The following is a 16,784-nucleotide window of genomic DNA, read 5'->3' as shown; positions in this document are numbered from 1 at the left end:
ATCATTTCTATGACAACTCAACAAATGCTCAATTGGTATCGCACCATGTTGGTCATGCGCCTCTTCGAAGAGAAGGTGGAAAGACTCTTCTCAGATGGCGTCATTCGCGGCACGACACATCCGGCCACCGGCCAGGAAGCGGTGGCGGTGGGCGTCTGCAGTGTGCTGAAAAAAGGGGATTACATTACCAGTACCCACAGGGGGCATGGCCATTTCATCGCCCGTGGCGGAGACCCACGCCGGATCATGGCCGAGATTTTCGGCAAGGCAACAGGCTATTCACGGGGCCGCGGAGGCAGCCAGTTTATGGCCGACTACAGGATGGGATTTCTCGGAGGCAATGGCATTACCGGCGGCAGTATTCCCATCGCCACCGGCGCCGCACTGTCGGCAAAAATGAAGGATACGGGAAAGATCGCGGTGTGTTTTTTTGGCGACGGCGCATCCAATCAGGGAACTTTCCACGAATCCCTGAATCTGGCCGGCCTCTGGAAACTGCCCGTCGTGTATGTCTGCGAGAACAACCTGTACGCTATGTCAACCCATGTGGACAAGGCGATCCCCATACCCTACATAGCCGATCGCGCCGCCTCTTATGGCTTTCCAGGCGTCGTGGTGGATGGCAACGACCTCCTGGCAGTCCGCGAGGTCATGCAGGCCGCCTGTATCCGCGCTCGTAACGGAGAGGGTCCTACGCTGGTGGAATGCAAGACCTATCGCCACTCCGGCCACTCACGCGGCGATCAGCGCATCTATCGCTCACGGGAAGAGGAAGCGTTATGGATGACTCGCGCCCCCATCCGGCGTTTCCGGGCTGTACTGATCAAGCGCGGCGCACTAAACCAGGAAAACGACCGGCACCTCCGTCGCGAAGCGCGTGCCATTGTGACTGAAGCGGTACGGTTCGCCAAGCAGAGCCCTGATCCCGATCCAGCCACGCTTGAAGAAGGAGTGTTCGCTTGAGAACAATCAGCTATACCGAAGCCCTGCGGGAAGCCCTGCAAGAGGAAATGATAATCAACCCGGATGTTTTTCTCCTGGGCGAGGACATCGGTATCTATGGCGGGGCCTTCGGGGTCACACGCGGGCTCCTTGACAAGTTCGGCGCCGAGCGCGTTCGTGATACCCCGATTTCCGAGCAGGGATTCGTGGGCGCCTCCATAGGTGCGGCGCTGGCGGGTTCCCGCCCGGTGGTGGAAATCATGTTCATGGATTTCATCACCCTGGCGGTGGATCAAATGGTGAACCAGGCGGCCAAGTTGCACTATGTTCTAGGAAAACAGGCCAGGTGTCCTATGGTGCTACGTACCGTGGGCGGCGGCGGACGCTGCTATGGTCCCACCCACTCGCAAAGTCTGGAAGCCTGGTTCACGCATGTTCCCGGCCTGAAGGTGGTGGCGCCGTCAACGCCAGCCGATGCCAAAGGGCTGCTGAAGGCCGCGATCCGGGATGATAATCCGGTTGTTTTCATGGAGCATAAATTGCTTTACGGCTGTCGCGGGGAAGTATCCGAAGCACCTGATACCGTAATCCCACTGGGCAAGGCAAGAATAGCCAGGGCAGGAACGGATATCACCTTGATCGCCTGGTCATGGATGAGCGCAGAAGCCGGGCGTGCGGCGGAGGAGGATTTAAACACACAGGGAATCAGTGCCGAGGTTATCGATCTTCGGTCATTAATCCCGCTGGACATGGATACGATCATCGCCTCAGTTAAAAAGACGCATCGCGCCCTGATTGTTCAGGAGTCCTGTCGAACCGGCGGATTCGGAGCCGAAATCAGCGCCCGCATCTCCGAGACTGTCTATGACTATCTCGATGCCCCGCTCCTCCGACTGGCTACACCTGATATCCCGTTATCCGCCAGTCCGGCGCTCGAGCGAGCCGCCATACCGGATCGAAGCCGGATATTTGAAGCGGCCCGGAAACTGGTGGAGGAGTAATGCCACTCACACTCACTTCAGTGGTCACACTGACTCACAACAAGCTAGATTACACCCGTCTCTGCCTGCCGTCATTACTGGCGTCCATAGGCGCAAAGTGGGAATTGATCGTCGTGGACAACGGCTCGACTGATCATACGCCTGATTGGGTAATCGACGAGTTGACCGCTATGGCCAGAACCGCAGGTGTTAACGTCCGACTGATACGCAACAAGGGGAATGTCGGATGTTCCACAGCCCGAAACCAGGGTGCCGCCATAGCGTCCGGATCCCGGCTGGTGTTTATTGATAATGACGTGGCGCTCCGCAGCCGGAGCTGGCTGGCAACACTGGGATCGACACTTGATGCCGACCCGTCTGTCGGCATAGTAGGCCCAAAATTGGTGTACCCCCTGCCCCCGCATCTGATCCAATGTGCTGGAGTCGGCATCTCACGCACTGGCCGGGTCTTATTTCGCGGCCGGGGCGAACGACGGGACGATCCCCGCTTCAGCCAAAAACAGGATGTCCAGTGCCTGATCAGCGCCTGTTTCATGATCCGACGCGAACTGTTTGAGAATGCCGGAGGCTTTGACGAGACTTTTAACCCCGTCGAATTCGAGGATTTTGATCTTTGTTACCGCGTCCGGAGCCAGGGTCATCGCATTGTCTTTGACCCCACGGTGGAGATGTATCATTTTGAAAGTATCACCACGGCCGGAACACAAACGCTACCCAACACTGGCTTGATTATCCGCCATGGCCTGCTATTCAAGCAACGCTGGCAGTCCATGTTCGAGAGTGAGCAAGGTCCTTCCGATGAGGAAACGCCCTGGCGCCGCCTGCGTGTCGGAAAGCTGACGGAGGTAACAACGCTGCCAGTGACGGAATAGCAGGCAATACCGCGCACCGGGATGACCTGAATACTTACGCATCAACCGTTAGTATTGAAAGTGCCGCCACAACGTGCGAGACTTCCTTTAGGAGTATTACTATGACTGAAGAAAACATTGAAGACCGGCTGAAACGCATGATCGCATCAAGGCTTTTTCTCAAAATCGCCCCAGAAGCGATTGAAGACAACAAATCGCTCATGGACGACTATGGAGTGGACTCGGTGAGCCTGCTCGAATTGGTGGTAGGCATTGAAGAAGAATTTGGCATCGTCATCCCCGACGAGGAGTTCAGCATTAAACATTTCGCAACTGTCGCCGCTCTGGCCGCGTTTGTAGGCAGCAAAATGACTGCCGAATGAGTATGGAACAATCCGTTCTGATTCCAAGAGGGCGTGACACCTTGTCCGGCATGCTCTACCGTCCGGAAGGAGAGATTCGGTGCGGAATGGTGATGTGTAACCCGCTCTTCGAGGAGCGCAAGAGTTCCCACCGGATTATGGTTGACGCCGCCCGAGCCTTTGCCGCCAACGGTTGCGCCGTCCTGCGTTTCGATTATTGCGGCTGCGGTGATAGTACTGGTGATTTTAAGGATTTCTCCTGCCCGGACTGGCGTGAAGATATCACCCACGCCGCTCGTTTTATGACCGGACAAATTGGATTGAACAGGCTCGGATTGCTGGGCTTGCGTCTAGGCGCGTCACTGGCTTTTGAAGCGGCCCAAATGATTGAGTCCCTCGAATTTACCGTACTTTGGGAACCCATTATCCATGGCCGCCGTCATTTTGATTATGAACTCCGCCGAAAATTGGTTCGGGAAATGGTGACGTTCGGGCAGAGCCGCGTGACGCGGGCAACCTTGCTGAAAGATTTGGAAGATGGCCGGCCGATAGATCTGGATGGCTATGCCGTAAACTCGCGGCTGTTTCATGACATCACCACAATTGATCTGATCAAGGCGGCGGCACAGAGGCCCCGCAAAGTACTGCTGGTTCATATTGCGCCAAGCGGTGCGGGGCCACGGGAATTATCAGCACTCAAGGAGGCAAGCCTTGACGGCGGGGCCCACATTGACCTTATTTCAGCAGAAGAAGATCCGTTCTGGAATCTGGTCGGACTGGTGGAGTGTCCATCGTTAATCGATAAGACCAAGGCTTGGATTAATTTGCTCACTTCTAATACCTGACACATTCCATGGAACACCCCATCCATTTCAAGGTAAACGACCAGACTCTTTATGGCATCGTTCATGAGCCGGAGCCGGATCGCGCGGGACCACTGGTCGTGTTCCTACACGGGTGGGCCGGCTCACGCCTCGGCCCGCACCGGATGTTCGTCCATATGGCTCGACGGTTGACCGCCCGCGGCTGTGTCTGCCTGCGTTTCGATTTCCGCGGACGTGGCGATAGCGGCGGCACTACTGCTGATGCCTCTATCCGATCGATGATCGCAGACGCAACGGCCGCCTTGGACTTTATCTTGCCACAGTATCCCGAACGCCAGGTGGTTCTGCTGGCCATCTGTTCCGGGTGCAAAGTCGCGATCGGCGCGGCGGCAACCGACGCGCGGGTTGGTGGACTGGCACTCTGGTCGCCCGAACCGATGGGGCCCATGCGCGACACCTCCAGCAAGAACCGCAAATCGCTGGATGCCCTGCGCACTTACGGCCGGAAGTTGCTACGGCTGGAAACGTGGCGCAAACTCCTGACGTTTCGGATCAATGTCAGGATGGTAAAAAAAGCGGTGGGAGCCAGGGAGGCCGCCGGACAGAGGGAAATCCATGATGAAACTCTCTGGTTAAACCAACTGCGCAACTTCAAGGGCCGCATACTTTGTATCCACGGCACAAATGATCCGGAGACGGCGGCCTCCAAGGCTGGCTACACATCGCTTTGTTCACGACTCGGCATCCCTCAGGAAGTCCATGAGATTACCGGCGCCAACCATAGTTTCTATGGGCTGGACTGGGAACGCAAGGTCATTGACCTGACCGATACGTGGATGGTGTCCCGGTGAAACCGGCGCGTATTCTCTTCGTCAACCATGTCTCACGCATCAGCGGCGCGGAGCGCAGCCTTCTGGACATGTTGCGGCATATTGACAGGAACAGGTTTGATCCGATCGTCGCGCTCCCCCCCGGCGGCGAGTTAACCGAATCGCTCCGGCAGTGCGGTGCGAGATGTCTGCCCCTCCCCTTGCGCAGGATCTGCAAAACCACGAATCCCTGGTGCCTCGCTGTCAGCCTGTTGAATATCCTCAAGGTTACCGTGCAGTTGACACGACTGATTCGCCGGGAACGGATTGCCCTCATTCATGCCAACAGCAATACCGCACAGATCTACGCAGGCCCGGCGGCACGACTGTCCGGGGTTCCCTGCATCTGGCATACTCGTGACATGGTGACTTTAGGCTTACTGGGACCCTGGCTGAACCGCTTCTCGTCCCGCACCATTGCCATTTCTGATTGCGTTCACCGTCATGTTTCACCGTGCATTCACCCGCCAAATAAACTGCGAACCATTTATAACGGCATCGATACCACCCTGAATGCACCCCACGGCAAATCGCAGAACAGTCTTCCGGACGAACCAGTGGGACCACAGACTGAACGCCTGCTTCACAAGGGGCCGGTATTTGGCATGATAGCCCAGTTGGTGCCATGGAAAAACCATGGCGCCTTTATTGAAACAGCCGTCCGGCTGGCCGCGATCCTGCCCGACGCCCGGTTTGTAATCGTTGGCGACGATCTCTTCGACGAACATCGCGGTTATCGGACGACGCTTGAATCCAAAATCGCGCAACTGGGTCTTAAGAACCGCCTGCTTTTCACGGGACACCTCCAGGATGTGACCCCGCTGCTGGAGTCAATAGATATCCTGATCCACCCCGCTGTGCGAGAGCCACTGGGTCGGGTCATACTGGAAGCCATGGCCAGGGGTAAACCCGTGGTGGCGGTGAATGCCTGTGGCCCTGCCGAAATAATTCGTCATGGCATTGACGGACTTCTAGCCGCAAGCGATCGGGCGGAGGATCTGGCTGGGGAGGCACTTCGCCTGATCCACAATCCGCTGTTGGCAGAACAACTCAGTGCAGCCGGGCGGCAACGTGTTGAACAAGACTTTAACGTCAGGAAAAGAATCATGGAGATAGAGGCGATCTATGACGAACTTCTCTCTGACAGGAGCACACCATGCGCATAGCCATAGATGGAATGCTTCTGGGCCACCGCCACTCCGGCGTGGAAGGCTCCATCCTGAACCTGGTGCAAGCCCTGGCCGCTTTCGGCAAGTATGATTACACCCTCTTCACGCAGTCCGTGGTAGACAAACCGGGCGCTACTCCACACGGCTTCGGCGGGCCGCTTAGCGCCCGCCGGTCAACGGCGACCCTATCTACCCGCTGGCCTGTCAACCTTCGTCCCATCCGCATCTTGTGGGAACAGTTGGTTCTCCCATCGTTTCTGATAAACCAGTGTTTCGATCTACTCCATGCGCCAGGCTATGTGGCCCCAATTCTGTCACGGATCCCGGTGGTGATCACCCTCTACGATCTGATCGCGTTGTCCCATCCCGAGCTTTGCACACTCAGCAACCGGCTTCACTACCGCCTGCTGGTGCCTCCCTCTGTCCGCAAGGCCACAAGAATAATCGTTCCCTCCGAAACCACTCGCACCGACCTGCTGCGATATTTTCCTGCCGCCGAGAACAAAGTGCGCGTCATACCGCTCGGTGTGCGCCCTGAATTCCGTATCCTGCTGGGCGAAGATGCCTTCAGTCGTATGCGCTTGGAATACCGTTTGCCGGAGCTTTTCATACTGTTTGTCGGCGGACTGGAACCCAAGAAAAACCTGACGCGCCTGATCAAAGCCTATCGCTTACTGCGACAGAACCCGGCCATCACCCATCAACTTGTGATCGCCGGAGTCCCATCATGGGATCAGGCCAACGTGAGACGCGCTATTCGTGAGCAGGATATGAAGCAGGACGTTATCTTTACCGGTTTTATTCCTTTTGATAAATTACCACTGCTATACAACATGGCCGCTCTTTTCGTATTCCCTTCACTTTATGAGGGCTTCGGCCTGCCCCCCCTTGAGGCCATGGCATGCGGAACGCCTGTGGTTATCTCCGACAGGGGCGCCCTGCCGGAGATTGCGGGACCGGCAGCCATCACCACGGACGCGCTCGCAACCGACCGACTGGCCGCTGCCATGGAAACGGTACTGACTGACGACAAAGTGAGAACCGACCTGATCGCGAGGGGCCTGAACCATGTCCGCAAATTCTCATGGGCCAACGTTGCGGCGGACACAGAAGTCGTGTATGAGGAGGCCGCCAGCCATGCCTGACATGAAACTCGCTTATGTGCTAGGAACGTTCCCTTCCCGGACAGAGACCTTCATCCAGAGAGAGCTTGATGAACTCCGGAGAAAGGGATTCAAAATTATCATCTTCTCCCTGCGACGCCCAGCCGTCATCTGCCGCCAGGCCGGGAACCTAACCCCAAAGCATCTGGTATATTACCGTCCGTCGCTCTTATCACCTGCCGTGATCACTGCTCAGTGGTATTTCATGTTGCGGCATCCGCGCCGCACACTTCGCGCCCTGCTGCAAACTCTGGCCGCTTCCCTGCATGACCCGATTGAACTGTTGAAGTGCCTTCGGAATCTCCCGGTAGCCGCCATCTTTGCTCGCCGGGCCGGGCACTTCGGCGTGGAACATATTCACGCGCATTTCGCCTATATGCCCACAGATGTAGCCCGTATGATGGCTACTCTGCTGAATATAAGTTTCAGTTTCAGCGCCCACGCCAGAGACATTTATCTTCAGTCACGTGCAGCCCTGTCACGGAAGGCGCAGGCGGCTAAATTTGTGTCCGTATGTACCAGTTACGGCTTAGATGAACTTAACCGGCGGGCTGGTCCGTTGCCGCCAGAGAAGGTCCACCTGATCTACCACGGCTTAACACCGTCCGAGTTCTCTTCGAGTGAAGCCCCGACACCAGTCAACGGCGGACAAATAACAGAACGCCCTGTCCCACCTCTAATTCTGGCTGTCGGTCGTTTGCAACCAAAAAAAGGGTTCGTCATCCTGATCGAAGCCTGCCGAATCTTGCGTGACCGCCACCTGGCCTTCCGATGCCTCATCGTCGGCGAAGGTTCCGAGCGCCGTAATCTTGAATCCGCAATTAACCGGTTGGGACTCGCTGAAACGGTTCAGCTGCTGGGCGAGTGTTCGACAGAGGAAGTTGTCTCCCTGCTCAAACAGGCCCATGTATTTGCTCTCCCATGCATCATCGCACCCGATGGCGACCGGGACAGCCTTCCAAATGTCATCCTGGAGTCTCTGGCAGCGGGTATTCCCGTGGTCACTACTCCGGTCGCCGGGATACCGGAAGTAATCGTCCACGGTCGTACCGGCCTTTTGGCCCCACCAGGTGATGCCCGGATCTTGGCGGAAATGATCGAAGAATTGTTGAAAAGCGAATCATTGTGTCGGATACTGTCAACTTTCGGTACCACCACCATACGGGAACGATTTGATATTGCCCGGAATGCAGCTCCATTGGCAGAGCTATTTAATAATATGCGGAAAACGATATGACAGCATCTTTCGGAAGCAAGGTTATCCGGGGCACTCTGATCATCAGTGCCTTTGCGCTTTTGGCAAGACTGAGCGGGTTCATCCAGAAAGTCGTAATCGCACAACAGTTCGGCACGGGAACCGCCGCCGACGCCTATACGTTCGCCTTCAGTAGTATCGTCTTCACATTCATGATCATCCCGCACAAGCTACTCGCCCCCTTTCTGCCCCTGTTCATCGAACGTAAGGAGTCCGGAGGTGAGTCGGCGGCCTGGCGTTTTACGGGCGCAGTGGTCGCCATCGTGGCGGTGGTAATGACGGCGGCGGTGGCTCTGGGAATCGTGCTGGCTCCCTGGATGGTGCATGGCCTCTCCTCGTTCCAATCAGAAGAAACGGCAAACCTCGCCATCACACTCGTCCGAATCATGTTACCGGCCGCCTTATTCATGGCTTTGTTCGCCTTGGCCACCCTGATTTTCAATGCCGACAAGCGTTTTGCACTGCCGGCTTTTGCAGATGCTGGAAACAAAATCATGGTTATTACCATCATGGTAGCGCTGGCCCCATTTTTCGGGATCAAAGGCCTGGCCATGGGCGTTGTGGCCGGCATGGGTGCCAGTCTGGCGATCCTGCTCATCGGCCTGAGATCCAAACTGAAACTGTTACGCCTTACGGTGGATTGGCATGATCCTCTGCTTAAAAAGTTCGCCTTGCTGCTACCGCCCACACTGGCATCCATCCTGATTGCACAGGCCCGCACCATGATCGATTACCGTTTTGCCTCAGGCATGGGCCCTGGCTTCGCTTCCAGCCTGGGCTATGCCAAGGGCTTGACGGATACTCTCATCAACCTGATCCCGTTCGCTGTGGGCGTGGTGATCTATCCGTTCTTCTCCGACCTCAACGTTGGTGGAGACCGCCGCAAGACCACCGATGCTGTGATGGGTGCGTTGCGCACCATGGCTCTGATTCTCGTTCCTATTTCAGTGACGCTGATGGTCCTGCGGGTGCCTGTGGTTCAGCTTGTTTTCGAACGCGGCAAGTTCGGCATGGACTCCGTTCTGCTCACCGCAGGGCCACTGCTGTTTTTCGCAGCCGCCCTGACTTCACTCGCCCTTGAAATTATTCTGATGCGGTTCTATTTCTCGGCCCAGGACACCCTCTCCCCAGCCATCGTGGGAGTCGTCTGCGTAATCCTGCATGTTGGCATTGTCGTCGCGTTGCATGACAGCATGCAGCATCGCAGTATTGCCCTGGCGACGTTGATCAGCAAAACCGCGAAAGTGTTGGTACTCTACCTCCTGCTAAAACCCAAGCTTGGTGATCTACGCCTGGGTGAGAACATCGTATTCGGACTGCGACTGCTGCTGGCCGCCGCCAGCATGGCCATCGTTGTCCAAGCCGTCCATAACGGATTGCTACACGGCCTGCCTCCTGTCGCAGGCGGTACAAGATGGATGGCCTCCGGACTTATCGCCGCGAGAATCGGCATCGCCTCAACGGCTGGGATTCTGGCTTTTGCGGGAGCAGTGATTGCCCTGCGGATGCCTGAAGTCCACGCCATGTGGAGCTTCGTCAGACGGAGGTGATTCGTGTCAGGTGTCAAGTGTCAAGTGCTGGAAATACTGGAGGCCACCACCGGGGGAACCCGGCGCCACCTGATGGACGTTGTGACCTCTCTGGATCCCTCCCGCTTTCAAGTCACGGCGGCCTGTTCAGCACGGCGCGATCCAGCCTTTTTCAATGATATTGCCATCATGAAGTCCAAAGGCATCACGGTTCATCTGATTCCCATGCGACGCGCAATCACTCCTTTCAGCGATCTACTGGCCCTGCTGCGCCTCATTCGTTTGATGCGACACACGCGATTCGATGTCGTTCACACGCACAGCTCAAAGGCGGGATTCCTCGGTCGTCTCGCCGCCCGACTGACAGGTGTTCCGCGCATTATCCATACTCCACACACCTTCCCTTTCCAAATGAAGTCGTCCAGGCCGGTCCGGTTCGTTTACTTTCACCTGGAACGGTTCGCCGCCCACTTCACAGACCGTATTATATGCGTCTGTCCCAGCCAGCGAGTTACCGCCCAACAATTGACAAATCCAGCCCACGTGGTGGTTATTGAGAACGGCATCGATGCTTCGCCGCCACCCAACGTCGAGGAACGGGATCGGCGGCAACGCGAACTGGGGATCGGCACCGGATGCCTGGTGGCCGGCATGGTTGGCCGATTTACACTCCAGAAAGGACATGTTCATTTTGTCGCTGCCGCGCAGCAGGTAGCGGCCCGTCTGCCTGATGTGCGTTTTATTTTGGTTGGCGCTGGAGAACTAAAAGAGCGCATTGAGCGCAACATCGCGGCGGCTGGTCTACAGGAACGATTCATCCTCCTCGGCGCACGTGAGGATGTCCCCGATCTTGTACCTCTCTTCGACGTCGTGGTTCTGCCGTCGCTGTGGGAGGGATTGCCTTACACTTTGCTGGAAGCCATGGCGGCAGGAAAACCAGTTATTGCTTCCAGTGTGGCAGGGATGGCGGATGTGATAAAAAACGGTGACAACGGGTTTCTCGTCTTCTCTGAGGATTCCACCGCCTTGGCTGACGCCATGCTGAAATTGCTTGAAAACGGGAAGTTACGGTCCACTATGGGTAACCGTGCACGCGAGTCCCTCCGGCACCGGTGCCGTCTCGAGGATATGATCGAACTTCTCTCGTCGGTGTATGAGGGAAGGCTTTGAAAGGAGTTCACTATGAAACAGCGCTTAATACTCGTGATTTCAGGAATGCTTTCCCTGCTTCTGGCACAATACCCAGCCTCCGCAGGTGACCGCATCTGTAGGGAGGCTGAATCAAGCGAAGGAATTGTGGAGCCCGTGCGCATAGTAGACGCCACGTCCAACTCGGCGTCGGTTGTGGCGGGAGCGTCAGGAGGCAGATATCTGGAAATTCCAAAGGGTGCCGGCAACCCACCAAAAGTCAATCAGGGCGAGGCCAAACTCCCGTTCGAAATTGTTGAACCCGGCGAATACACCCTGTGGTGTCGCGTCTATTGGATTAGCGAATGCAACAGTTCCTTCACTCTGTCTCTCGACGGCTCGCTTCCGTTCACCTTTGGCAAGGATGCCACCTTTCTCACCTGGCACTGGGTCAAGGCCCCCCCTCGCTTGAAGCAAATGAACCTGGCCAAGGGAAAGCACGTACTCACCATCCGGAATCGCCAGGACGGAGTGAAATTTGATCAAGTACTGCTGGTGCTTGACAAAAAGTACGTCCCAGTAGGCATAGAAGAGGCCACGCCGTGACAAGTCTGTTAGCCAAAATTATTCCGCGTCTGGTCTGGATCGGAATGCTGACTATCGTTGTAGTGTCGCCAACCCAATACGGCGTCCAACTTGCAAAGAACACTTACGTTTCCGTAGTGGATCCCCTGGTGTGGCTTGTGTTCGGTTTGTGGATATTAGGAAACGCGATTCAAAGACGGTTACCGGAGACTGACGCAACCATGAACAGCGCGAACTCTCCTGCATCGCGTTGTCCACCCTTAATGGTTGTCCTGTTCATTCTGATCGCCGCGTTATCGGTCAGTCGCGCCATCCACCCGATGAAAGGCGTCAAGGACATCCTCCAACTGATCGAGTATTTCGTCGCCGCTTTTATGCTCTTTGTGAACATTCCGGATCGCCAGCGTCTGCGCCGGGTGACGGATATCTTTCTGATAGTCGCCTCGGCGGTAATCCTTCTGGGAGTCGTCCAGTATCTGCTTCCCGGCATCACAGACTTCAAGGTCTGTGCCTCCTTCGGGAACCGTAATGTGTTCGGCGGATACCTGGCGCTCGTGGTTCCGTTCATGTGCGGCATCGCCCTCTATGAGACTTCTATCTGGCGACGGGGCTGGATGCTGACAATGGTCACTCTCGCCCTGCTGATCACCCTATCCGGCGGGGCGTTGATAGCGATCACCCTGACCCTAGCCGTATTGTGCGCCATGCGAGGCAAACCGGCATTCATCACCTTCTCAACCCTCTTCATCGTAATCATGATACTGATTTTTCCACGCCTTCCACGCCATAATGATGTGGTGTTGGATCAATCCATCCGCCTATTCAACGATAACAATGAGGTCTCGCTGCGCTACAGTGAATGGCAAGCTGCGATGGTAATGCTATCCGAACATCCCTGGCTCGGAGTTGGTATTGGTAATTACCAGGACAACATTGGCGGGTATTTTGGCATTCTACCCCGTCCCACCGGCGTTGTGGAACACGACTCGGAGAATCTTTACCTGGTGTTCGCCTCATCCACCGGCCTGCCCGGGTTGGCCGCATTCCTTGGCATGTTACTTACATTCGGGATCATGGCGAGCCGTCAGTTCTTCACCCCCGCCTATCCTCGCGACCGGGGACTGGCCCTAGGTCTTCTGGGCTCCATCCTGTCGTTCGCCTTATGCGGAATCTGGCACCCGCTGCTCGTTCGTGGACTCGGGATACCGTTGACGATTATGTTTGCGCTGGCGTTCCTGCTGGATCACTCCGCCACATCCACATCAACGTGTCATGATGTCAGCCGGTAATGCACAAACCATCAGACAATATGCTCCTCGTGCCATCTACTTCAAACTCAGGATTATTACGTGATTCTTTGCTTGAGACGTTCCATATCTTCTTCCGACCACGTGACACGGTAGGTAAAATGATCATTTAGTACGATGGTAACCGAGCACCATGCTATGGATGCCTGACTGTGCCTTAGTTTCGCGAGCTTGCGAGCGTAAACTGCGGGGGCTGTTCCAAGTCATACCTGGCATGAATCCTGGCAGATCTTACGGGCTTCCTGCTGGATCTGATGGAGATGATCAACGCCCTTGAAGCTTTCAGCATAGAGCTTGCACACATCTTCGGTTCCCGACGGGCGGGAGGCAAACCAACCGCTCGCCGTGGTGACTTTGAGCCCTCCAATGGGTGCCCCATTGCCGGGTGCGGTGGTAAAGATACCGTTGATCGGTTCACCCGCAAGCGTCTTTACCTTGACCGCCGCTGGCGTGAGATTCAGCAAGGCCGCCTTCTCGGTTGCATTGGCCGGGGCATCAATACGTTCATAGGCTGGGGCACCATATTTCTTTGTCAAATCCACATAATGGAGCCCGGGATCACGGCCAGTGACCGCTGTAATTTCGGCCGCCAGCAACGCGAGAATGATTCCATCCTTGTCAGTGGTCCAGACCGAGCCGTCACGGCGGAGGAATGATGCACCGGCGCTTTCTTCGCCACCGAACCCGAATGATCCGTCTACCAGGCCCTTCACAAACCACTTGAACCCGACCGGCACCTCGCAAAGCTTTCGCCCCAACCCTGCGGCAACACGGTCAATCATCGAACTGCTCACCAGGGTCTTTCCCACAACGGCATCAGTTCTCCAACCCGGACGATTCCGATAGAGGTAATCAATGGCGACCGCCAGATAGTGATTGGGATTCAGCAAGCCCGCAGAGGGCGTGACGATACCATGCCGATCAAAATCAGGATCATTGGCAAACGCAATATCGAAGCGGTCTTTCATGGCAATCAGTCCGGCCATGGCATAGGGCGATGAGCAATCCATCCGGATTTTCCCATCCCAGTCCACAGACATAAAACCGAAGGTGAAATCGGGAATAGTATTGAAGGTCTCAATGTTCAATTTATACGTATCGGCAATAACTCTCCAATAAGCTGCCCCTGAACCGCCAAGGCCGTCGGCGCCAAGCTTGAGTTTTGCTCCTGCAATCGCTTCCAAGTTAACCACATTTGCCAGATCACGCACGTATGGCATCACATAATCGTGCATGATCGTAGTTGACGCTTTCAGTGCGTTCTCATAGGGCATCCTCTTCACCCCGGTTAACTCGCTATTCAGATAGACATTGGCACTCCTGGCAATCACACCAGTAATGGAGGTATCCGCAGGACCGCCGTCAGGCGGATTGTACTTGATACCGCCATTGTCAGGCGGATTGTGTGAAGGGGTAATGACCAAGCCATCAGCCAAACCGCCAATTCCGGCACGATTATGCATGAGAATGGCATGGGAGATGACTGGCGTAGGCGTGTATTTCAACCCCTGCTGGATCTTGGTGGTGACTCCATTTGCCGCCAGGACTTCAATAGCGGTGATATGGGCGGGCTCAGAGAGGGCATGCGTATCCATTCCGAGGAACAACGGACCGGTAATACCATTCGCCTTACGGTAATCACAGACAGCTTGAACAATGGCCAGAATATGATCTTCGTTAAAACTCGCCTTAAGCGAATTGCCGCGGTGCCCGGACGTTCCAAAACTGACCTCCTGCCCGGGAGTACGGGCATCCGGCCGAGTTGTGTAATACGCGGAAACCAACCGCGGAATATTGGTAAGTATGTTGCGAGGTGCCGGTTTCCCGGCGAGAGGATGAAGATTGCTCATGTTATTTACCTCCTGATATTTTATGTTTCTGACGCTAACATCACCTACCCATCAGCTTTTTCTTACCTCTGAAACTCACGAGGATCTAGCGGTTGAATCGCAAAATCTGGCCGCCAGTTCGGGGATTGGCTGTAAAAGGCCATCGCATTGTCACAGGTCAGACGTCGCACGTCCGATTCCGGGAATCCGTCCGACCCGAGTCGTTCCACAACCTTGACCAGACTCAAGGGATCAGACACGCCCCAATCGGCTGAGCCGTTCACAATCATCCGCTCGCTACCATACTCACGTATGATGGCCGACACCCGTTCGGGGTTGAGTTTGGAGATGGGATAGACCGTCATCCCGCAATAACATCCGCTGTCACGCGACAACCGGATGGTGTCTTCGGTGTTGTGATCAATCACCACCCAGTCGGGATTTATCCCTTCTGCCTTGATGATTTCAATCGTCCGAGTGGTTCCCCGCAGTTTATCCAGATGCGGCAAATGGACAATGACGGGCATTTTATGTTCATTCGCAATATGGAGCTGCCGAACGAAAGCAATTTCCTCATTTGGCGTAATGGCATTGAAGCCGATTTCCCCCAAGGCCACACAGCGGGGATGTTTGAGATACGGGATCATGCCGTCAATGACCTCCTTGGCCAAAACGCTATCCTCCGCCTCCTTGGGGTTGAGTGAGATGGCGGCGTAATGATCGATACCGAAACGTCGGGCTCGAATCGTTTCAAACTCAAGTATCAGGTCAAAGTAATCGAAGAACGTCCCCGCGTATCGGCGATTGCGCCCCATCCAGAACGAGGGCTCTACACAGGCTCTGATGCCAGCACGAAACATAGCGACATAGTCATCTGTCGTCCTTGAATACATATGAATATGCGGCTCAATAATGGTCATCGCATCACCTATTTTGAAAAATTAATCCGTGGATCAATTAAAGTATAACAAAAATCAGAAATAATGTTACCAAGAAGTCCTAAAATGGAGGTCAGGGCAAGAATCCCCATGAACACGGGGTAATCACGCCCCACGATCGCCTCCAAACTGAGTCGCCCCATCCCGGGAATCTCGAAAATCTGTTCAATAATGACAGAGCCGGCAAACATGACTCCAAGGATCCCTCCAATCCCCGTTGCAATCGGGATCAAGGCGTTACGTAAGGCATGACCCCATACCGCCCGCCGGGCAGAGCCGCCCTTCGCCAGTACCGTTCGCAGATAGTCCTTACCGATCTGATCCAATAGCGAATTTTTCATCAGCAAGGTCAGAACCGCAAAGCCTCCTATGACATAGCATAAGACAGGCAAAACCATGTGCCAGAGGGCATCCCACACCTGCCCCAGCCAGGAGAGTGATTCATATGATTCGGAATGGACGCCTGACAGTGGGAATAGATCCCAGAGATTATCAGCGGTTCCACACAACAGCATCTTTAGCACCATTCCAAACGCCACCGTGGGAATCGCATATCCCGTCAGCACAATCACACTGGATGCCATATCGAAGGGGCTCCCATTCTTAAGCGCCTTGGTAATCCCTAAGGGAATACAGATCAGATAGCTCAAAACCACACCCGTCAGACCAAAGACAAGTGACACAGGAACCCGTTCCCGGATCAGTTGCCAGGCGGTCTTATTGGGATACTTGAAGGAGTCCTGCCGCATCCCCAGGCGATCGTGAACAAGCCACTTCCAATATTGGGTCAGAAATGGCTTATCAAAACCAAAGTGCTTCTCCAGCGCCTTGCGCTGTTCCATGGTGATCGTGCCCGAGGCCCCGGCCGACATCTTTCCTTCACCGGCGTTGATGCCTTTCATCTGCATGATGATCTGTTCCACCGGTCCACCGGGCACCAGTTGAACGAGCCCATAACACATGAGGGTGATCCCCAAAAACGTGGGGATCACCAGCAACAAACGCCTGATAAAGTAAGTAGTCCGTTCCAAG

16 protein-coding genes are annotated in these 16,784 nt (G+C 55.3%); 13 read left to right on the top strand and 3 right to left on the bottom strand.

Annotation, left to right across the window (positions count from 1 at the left end):
- Window positions 1-9: 9 nt before the first annotated feature.
- From WCI03_05185 to WCI03_05125, 13 genes are all read left to right on the top strand, one after another.
- Window positions 10-963, top strand: a complete 954-nt coding sequence (locus WCI03_05185) for a thiamine pyrophosphate-dependent dehydrogenase E1 component subunit alpha (protein ID MEI8139246.1) — start codon at window positions 10-12, stop codon at window positions 961-963.
- A complete protein-coding gene (locus WCI03_05180) occupies window positions 960-1,943 on the top strand; it encodes an alpha-ketoacid dehydrogenase subunit beta (GenBank protein ID MEI8139245.1) in 984 nt (327 codons plus the stop codon). Before WCI03_05185 ends, WCI03_05180 begins: the two co-directional genes overlap by 4 nt.
- Window positions 1,943-2,815: a glycosyltransferase family 2 protein gene (locus WCI03_05175; GenBank protein MEI8139244.1), complete on the top strand. Its 873-nt coding sequence runs from the start codon at window positions 1,943-1,945 to the stop codon at window positions 2,813-2,815. The genes WCI03_05180 and WCI03_05175 overlap by 1 nt, the downstream gene beginning before the upstream one ends.
- A gap of 101 nt (window positions 2,816-2,916) precedes the next feature.
- Entirely contained in the window at window positions 2,917-3,177 is a 261-nt protein-coding gene (locus WCI03_05170) for an acyl carrier protein (GenBank protein ID MEI8139243.1), read from the top strand.
- Window positions 3,174-4,001 carry a hypothetical protein gene (locus WCI03_05165; GenBank protein MEI8139242.1) on the top strand — a complete coding sequence of 276 codons (828 nt, stop codon included), beginning with the start codon at window positions 3,174-3,176 and terminating at the stop codon, window positions 3,999-4,001. Before WCI03_05170 ends, WCI03_05165 begins: the two co-directional genes overlap by 4 nt.
- Before the next feature lie 8 nt (window positions 4,002-4,009).
- Entirely contained in the window at window positions 4,010-4,831 is an 822-nt protein-coding gene (locus WCI03_05160; protein ID MEI8139241.1) for an alpha/beta fold hydrolase, read from the top strand.
- A complete protein-coding gene (locus WCI03_05155) occupies window positions 4,828-6,015 on the top strand; it encodes a glycosyltransferase (GenBank protein ID MEI8139240.1) in 1,188 nt (395 codons plus the stop codon). The genes WCI03_05160 and WCI03_05155 overlap by 4 nt, the downstream gene beginning before the upstream one ends.
- The gene (locus WCI03_05150) at window positions 6,006-7,163 is read left to right on the top strand and encodes a glycosyltransferase family 1 protein (protein ID MEI8139239.1); all 1,158 of its coding nucleotides are present in this window, start codon (window positions 6,006-6,008) and stop codon (window positions 7,161-7,163) included. The genes WCI03_05155 and WCI03_05150 overlap by 10 nt, the downstream gene beginning before the upstream one ends.
- Window positions 7,156-8,418 carry a glycosyltransferase gene (locus WCI03_05145; protein ID MEI8139238.1) on the top strand — a complete coding sequence of 421 codons (1,263 nt, stop codon included), beginning with the start codon at window positions 7,156-7,158 and terminating at the stop codon, window positions 8,416-8,418. The genes WCI03_05150 and WCI03_05145 overlap by 8 nt, the downstream gene beginning before the upstream one ends.
- The gene (gene murJ, locus WCI03_05140; protein MEI8139237.1) at window positions 8,415-9,986 is read left to right on the top strand and encodes a murein biosynthesis integral membrane protein MurJ; all 1,572 of its coding nucleotides are present in this window, start codon (window positions 8,415-8,417) and stop codon (window positions 9,984-9,986) included. The genes WCI03_05145 and murJ overlap by 4 nt, the downstream gene beginning before the upstream one ends.
- A gap of 3 nt (window positions 9,987-9,989) precedes the next feature.
- Window positions 9,990-11,135, top strand: a complete 1,146-nt coding sequence (locus tag WCI03_05135; GenBank protein MEI8139236.1) for a glycosyltransferase family 4 protein — start codon at window positions 9,990-9,992, stop codon at window positions 11,133-11,135.
- A 12-nt stretch (window positions 11,136-11,147) separates the two neighbouring features.
- Window positions 11,148-11,699, top strand: coding sequence for a hypothetical protein (locus WCI03_05130; protein ID MEI8139235.1), 552 nt, complete (start codon window positions 11,148-11,150; stop codon window positions 11,697-11,699).
- Window positions 11,696-12,967, top strand: a complete 1,272-nt coding sequence (locus WCI03_05125) for an O-antigen ligase family protein (GenBank protein ID MEI8139234.1) — start codon at window positions 11,696-11,698, stop codon at window positions 12,965-12,967. Before WCI03_05130 ends, WCI03_05125 begins: the two co-directional genes overlap by 4 nt.
- Window positions 12,968-13,188: 221 nt before the next feature.
- Here WCI03_05125 and pgm read toward each other — a convergent pair whose 3' ends face one another.
- The 3 genes from pgm to WCI03_05110 form a co-directional block, all read right to left on the bottom strand.
- Entirely contained in the window at window positions 13,189-14,835 is a 1,647-nt protein-coding gene (gene pgm, locus WCI03_05120; GenBank protein ID MEI8139233.1) for a phosphoglucomutase (alpha-D-glucose-1,6-bisphosphate-dependent), read from the bottom strand.
- Between the two features lie 62 nt (window positions 14,836-14,897).
- Complete coding sequence (locus tag WCI03_05115; protein ID MEI8139232.1) at window positions 14,898-15,734, bottom strand: TatD family hydrolase; 837 nt, start codon at window positions 15,732-15,734, stop codon at window positions 14,898-14,900.
- An 8-nt stretch (window positions 15,735-15,742) separates the two neighbouring features.
- Window positions 15,743-16,783, bottom strand: a complete 1,041-nt coding sequence (locus WCI03_05110; protein MEI8139231.1) for an ABC transporter permease subunit — start codon at window positions 16,781-16,783, stop codon at window positions 15,743-15,745.
- Window position 16,784 lies beyond the last annotated feature (1 nt).

It is taken from the genome of bacterium (genome assembly GCA_037143175.1).
Classification (GTDB): domain Bacteria; phylum Verrucomicrobiota; class Kiritimatiellia; order CAIKKV01; family CAITUY01; genus JAABPW01.
The sequence above is the reverse complement of the archived record's forward strand: the minus strand, read 5'-3'. Positions and strand labels throughout refer to the sequence as shown.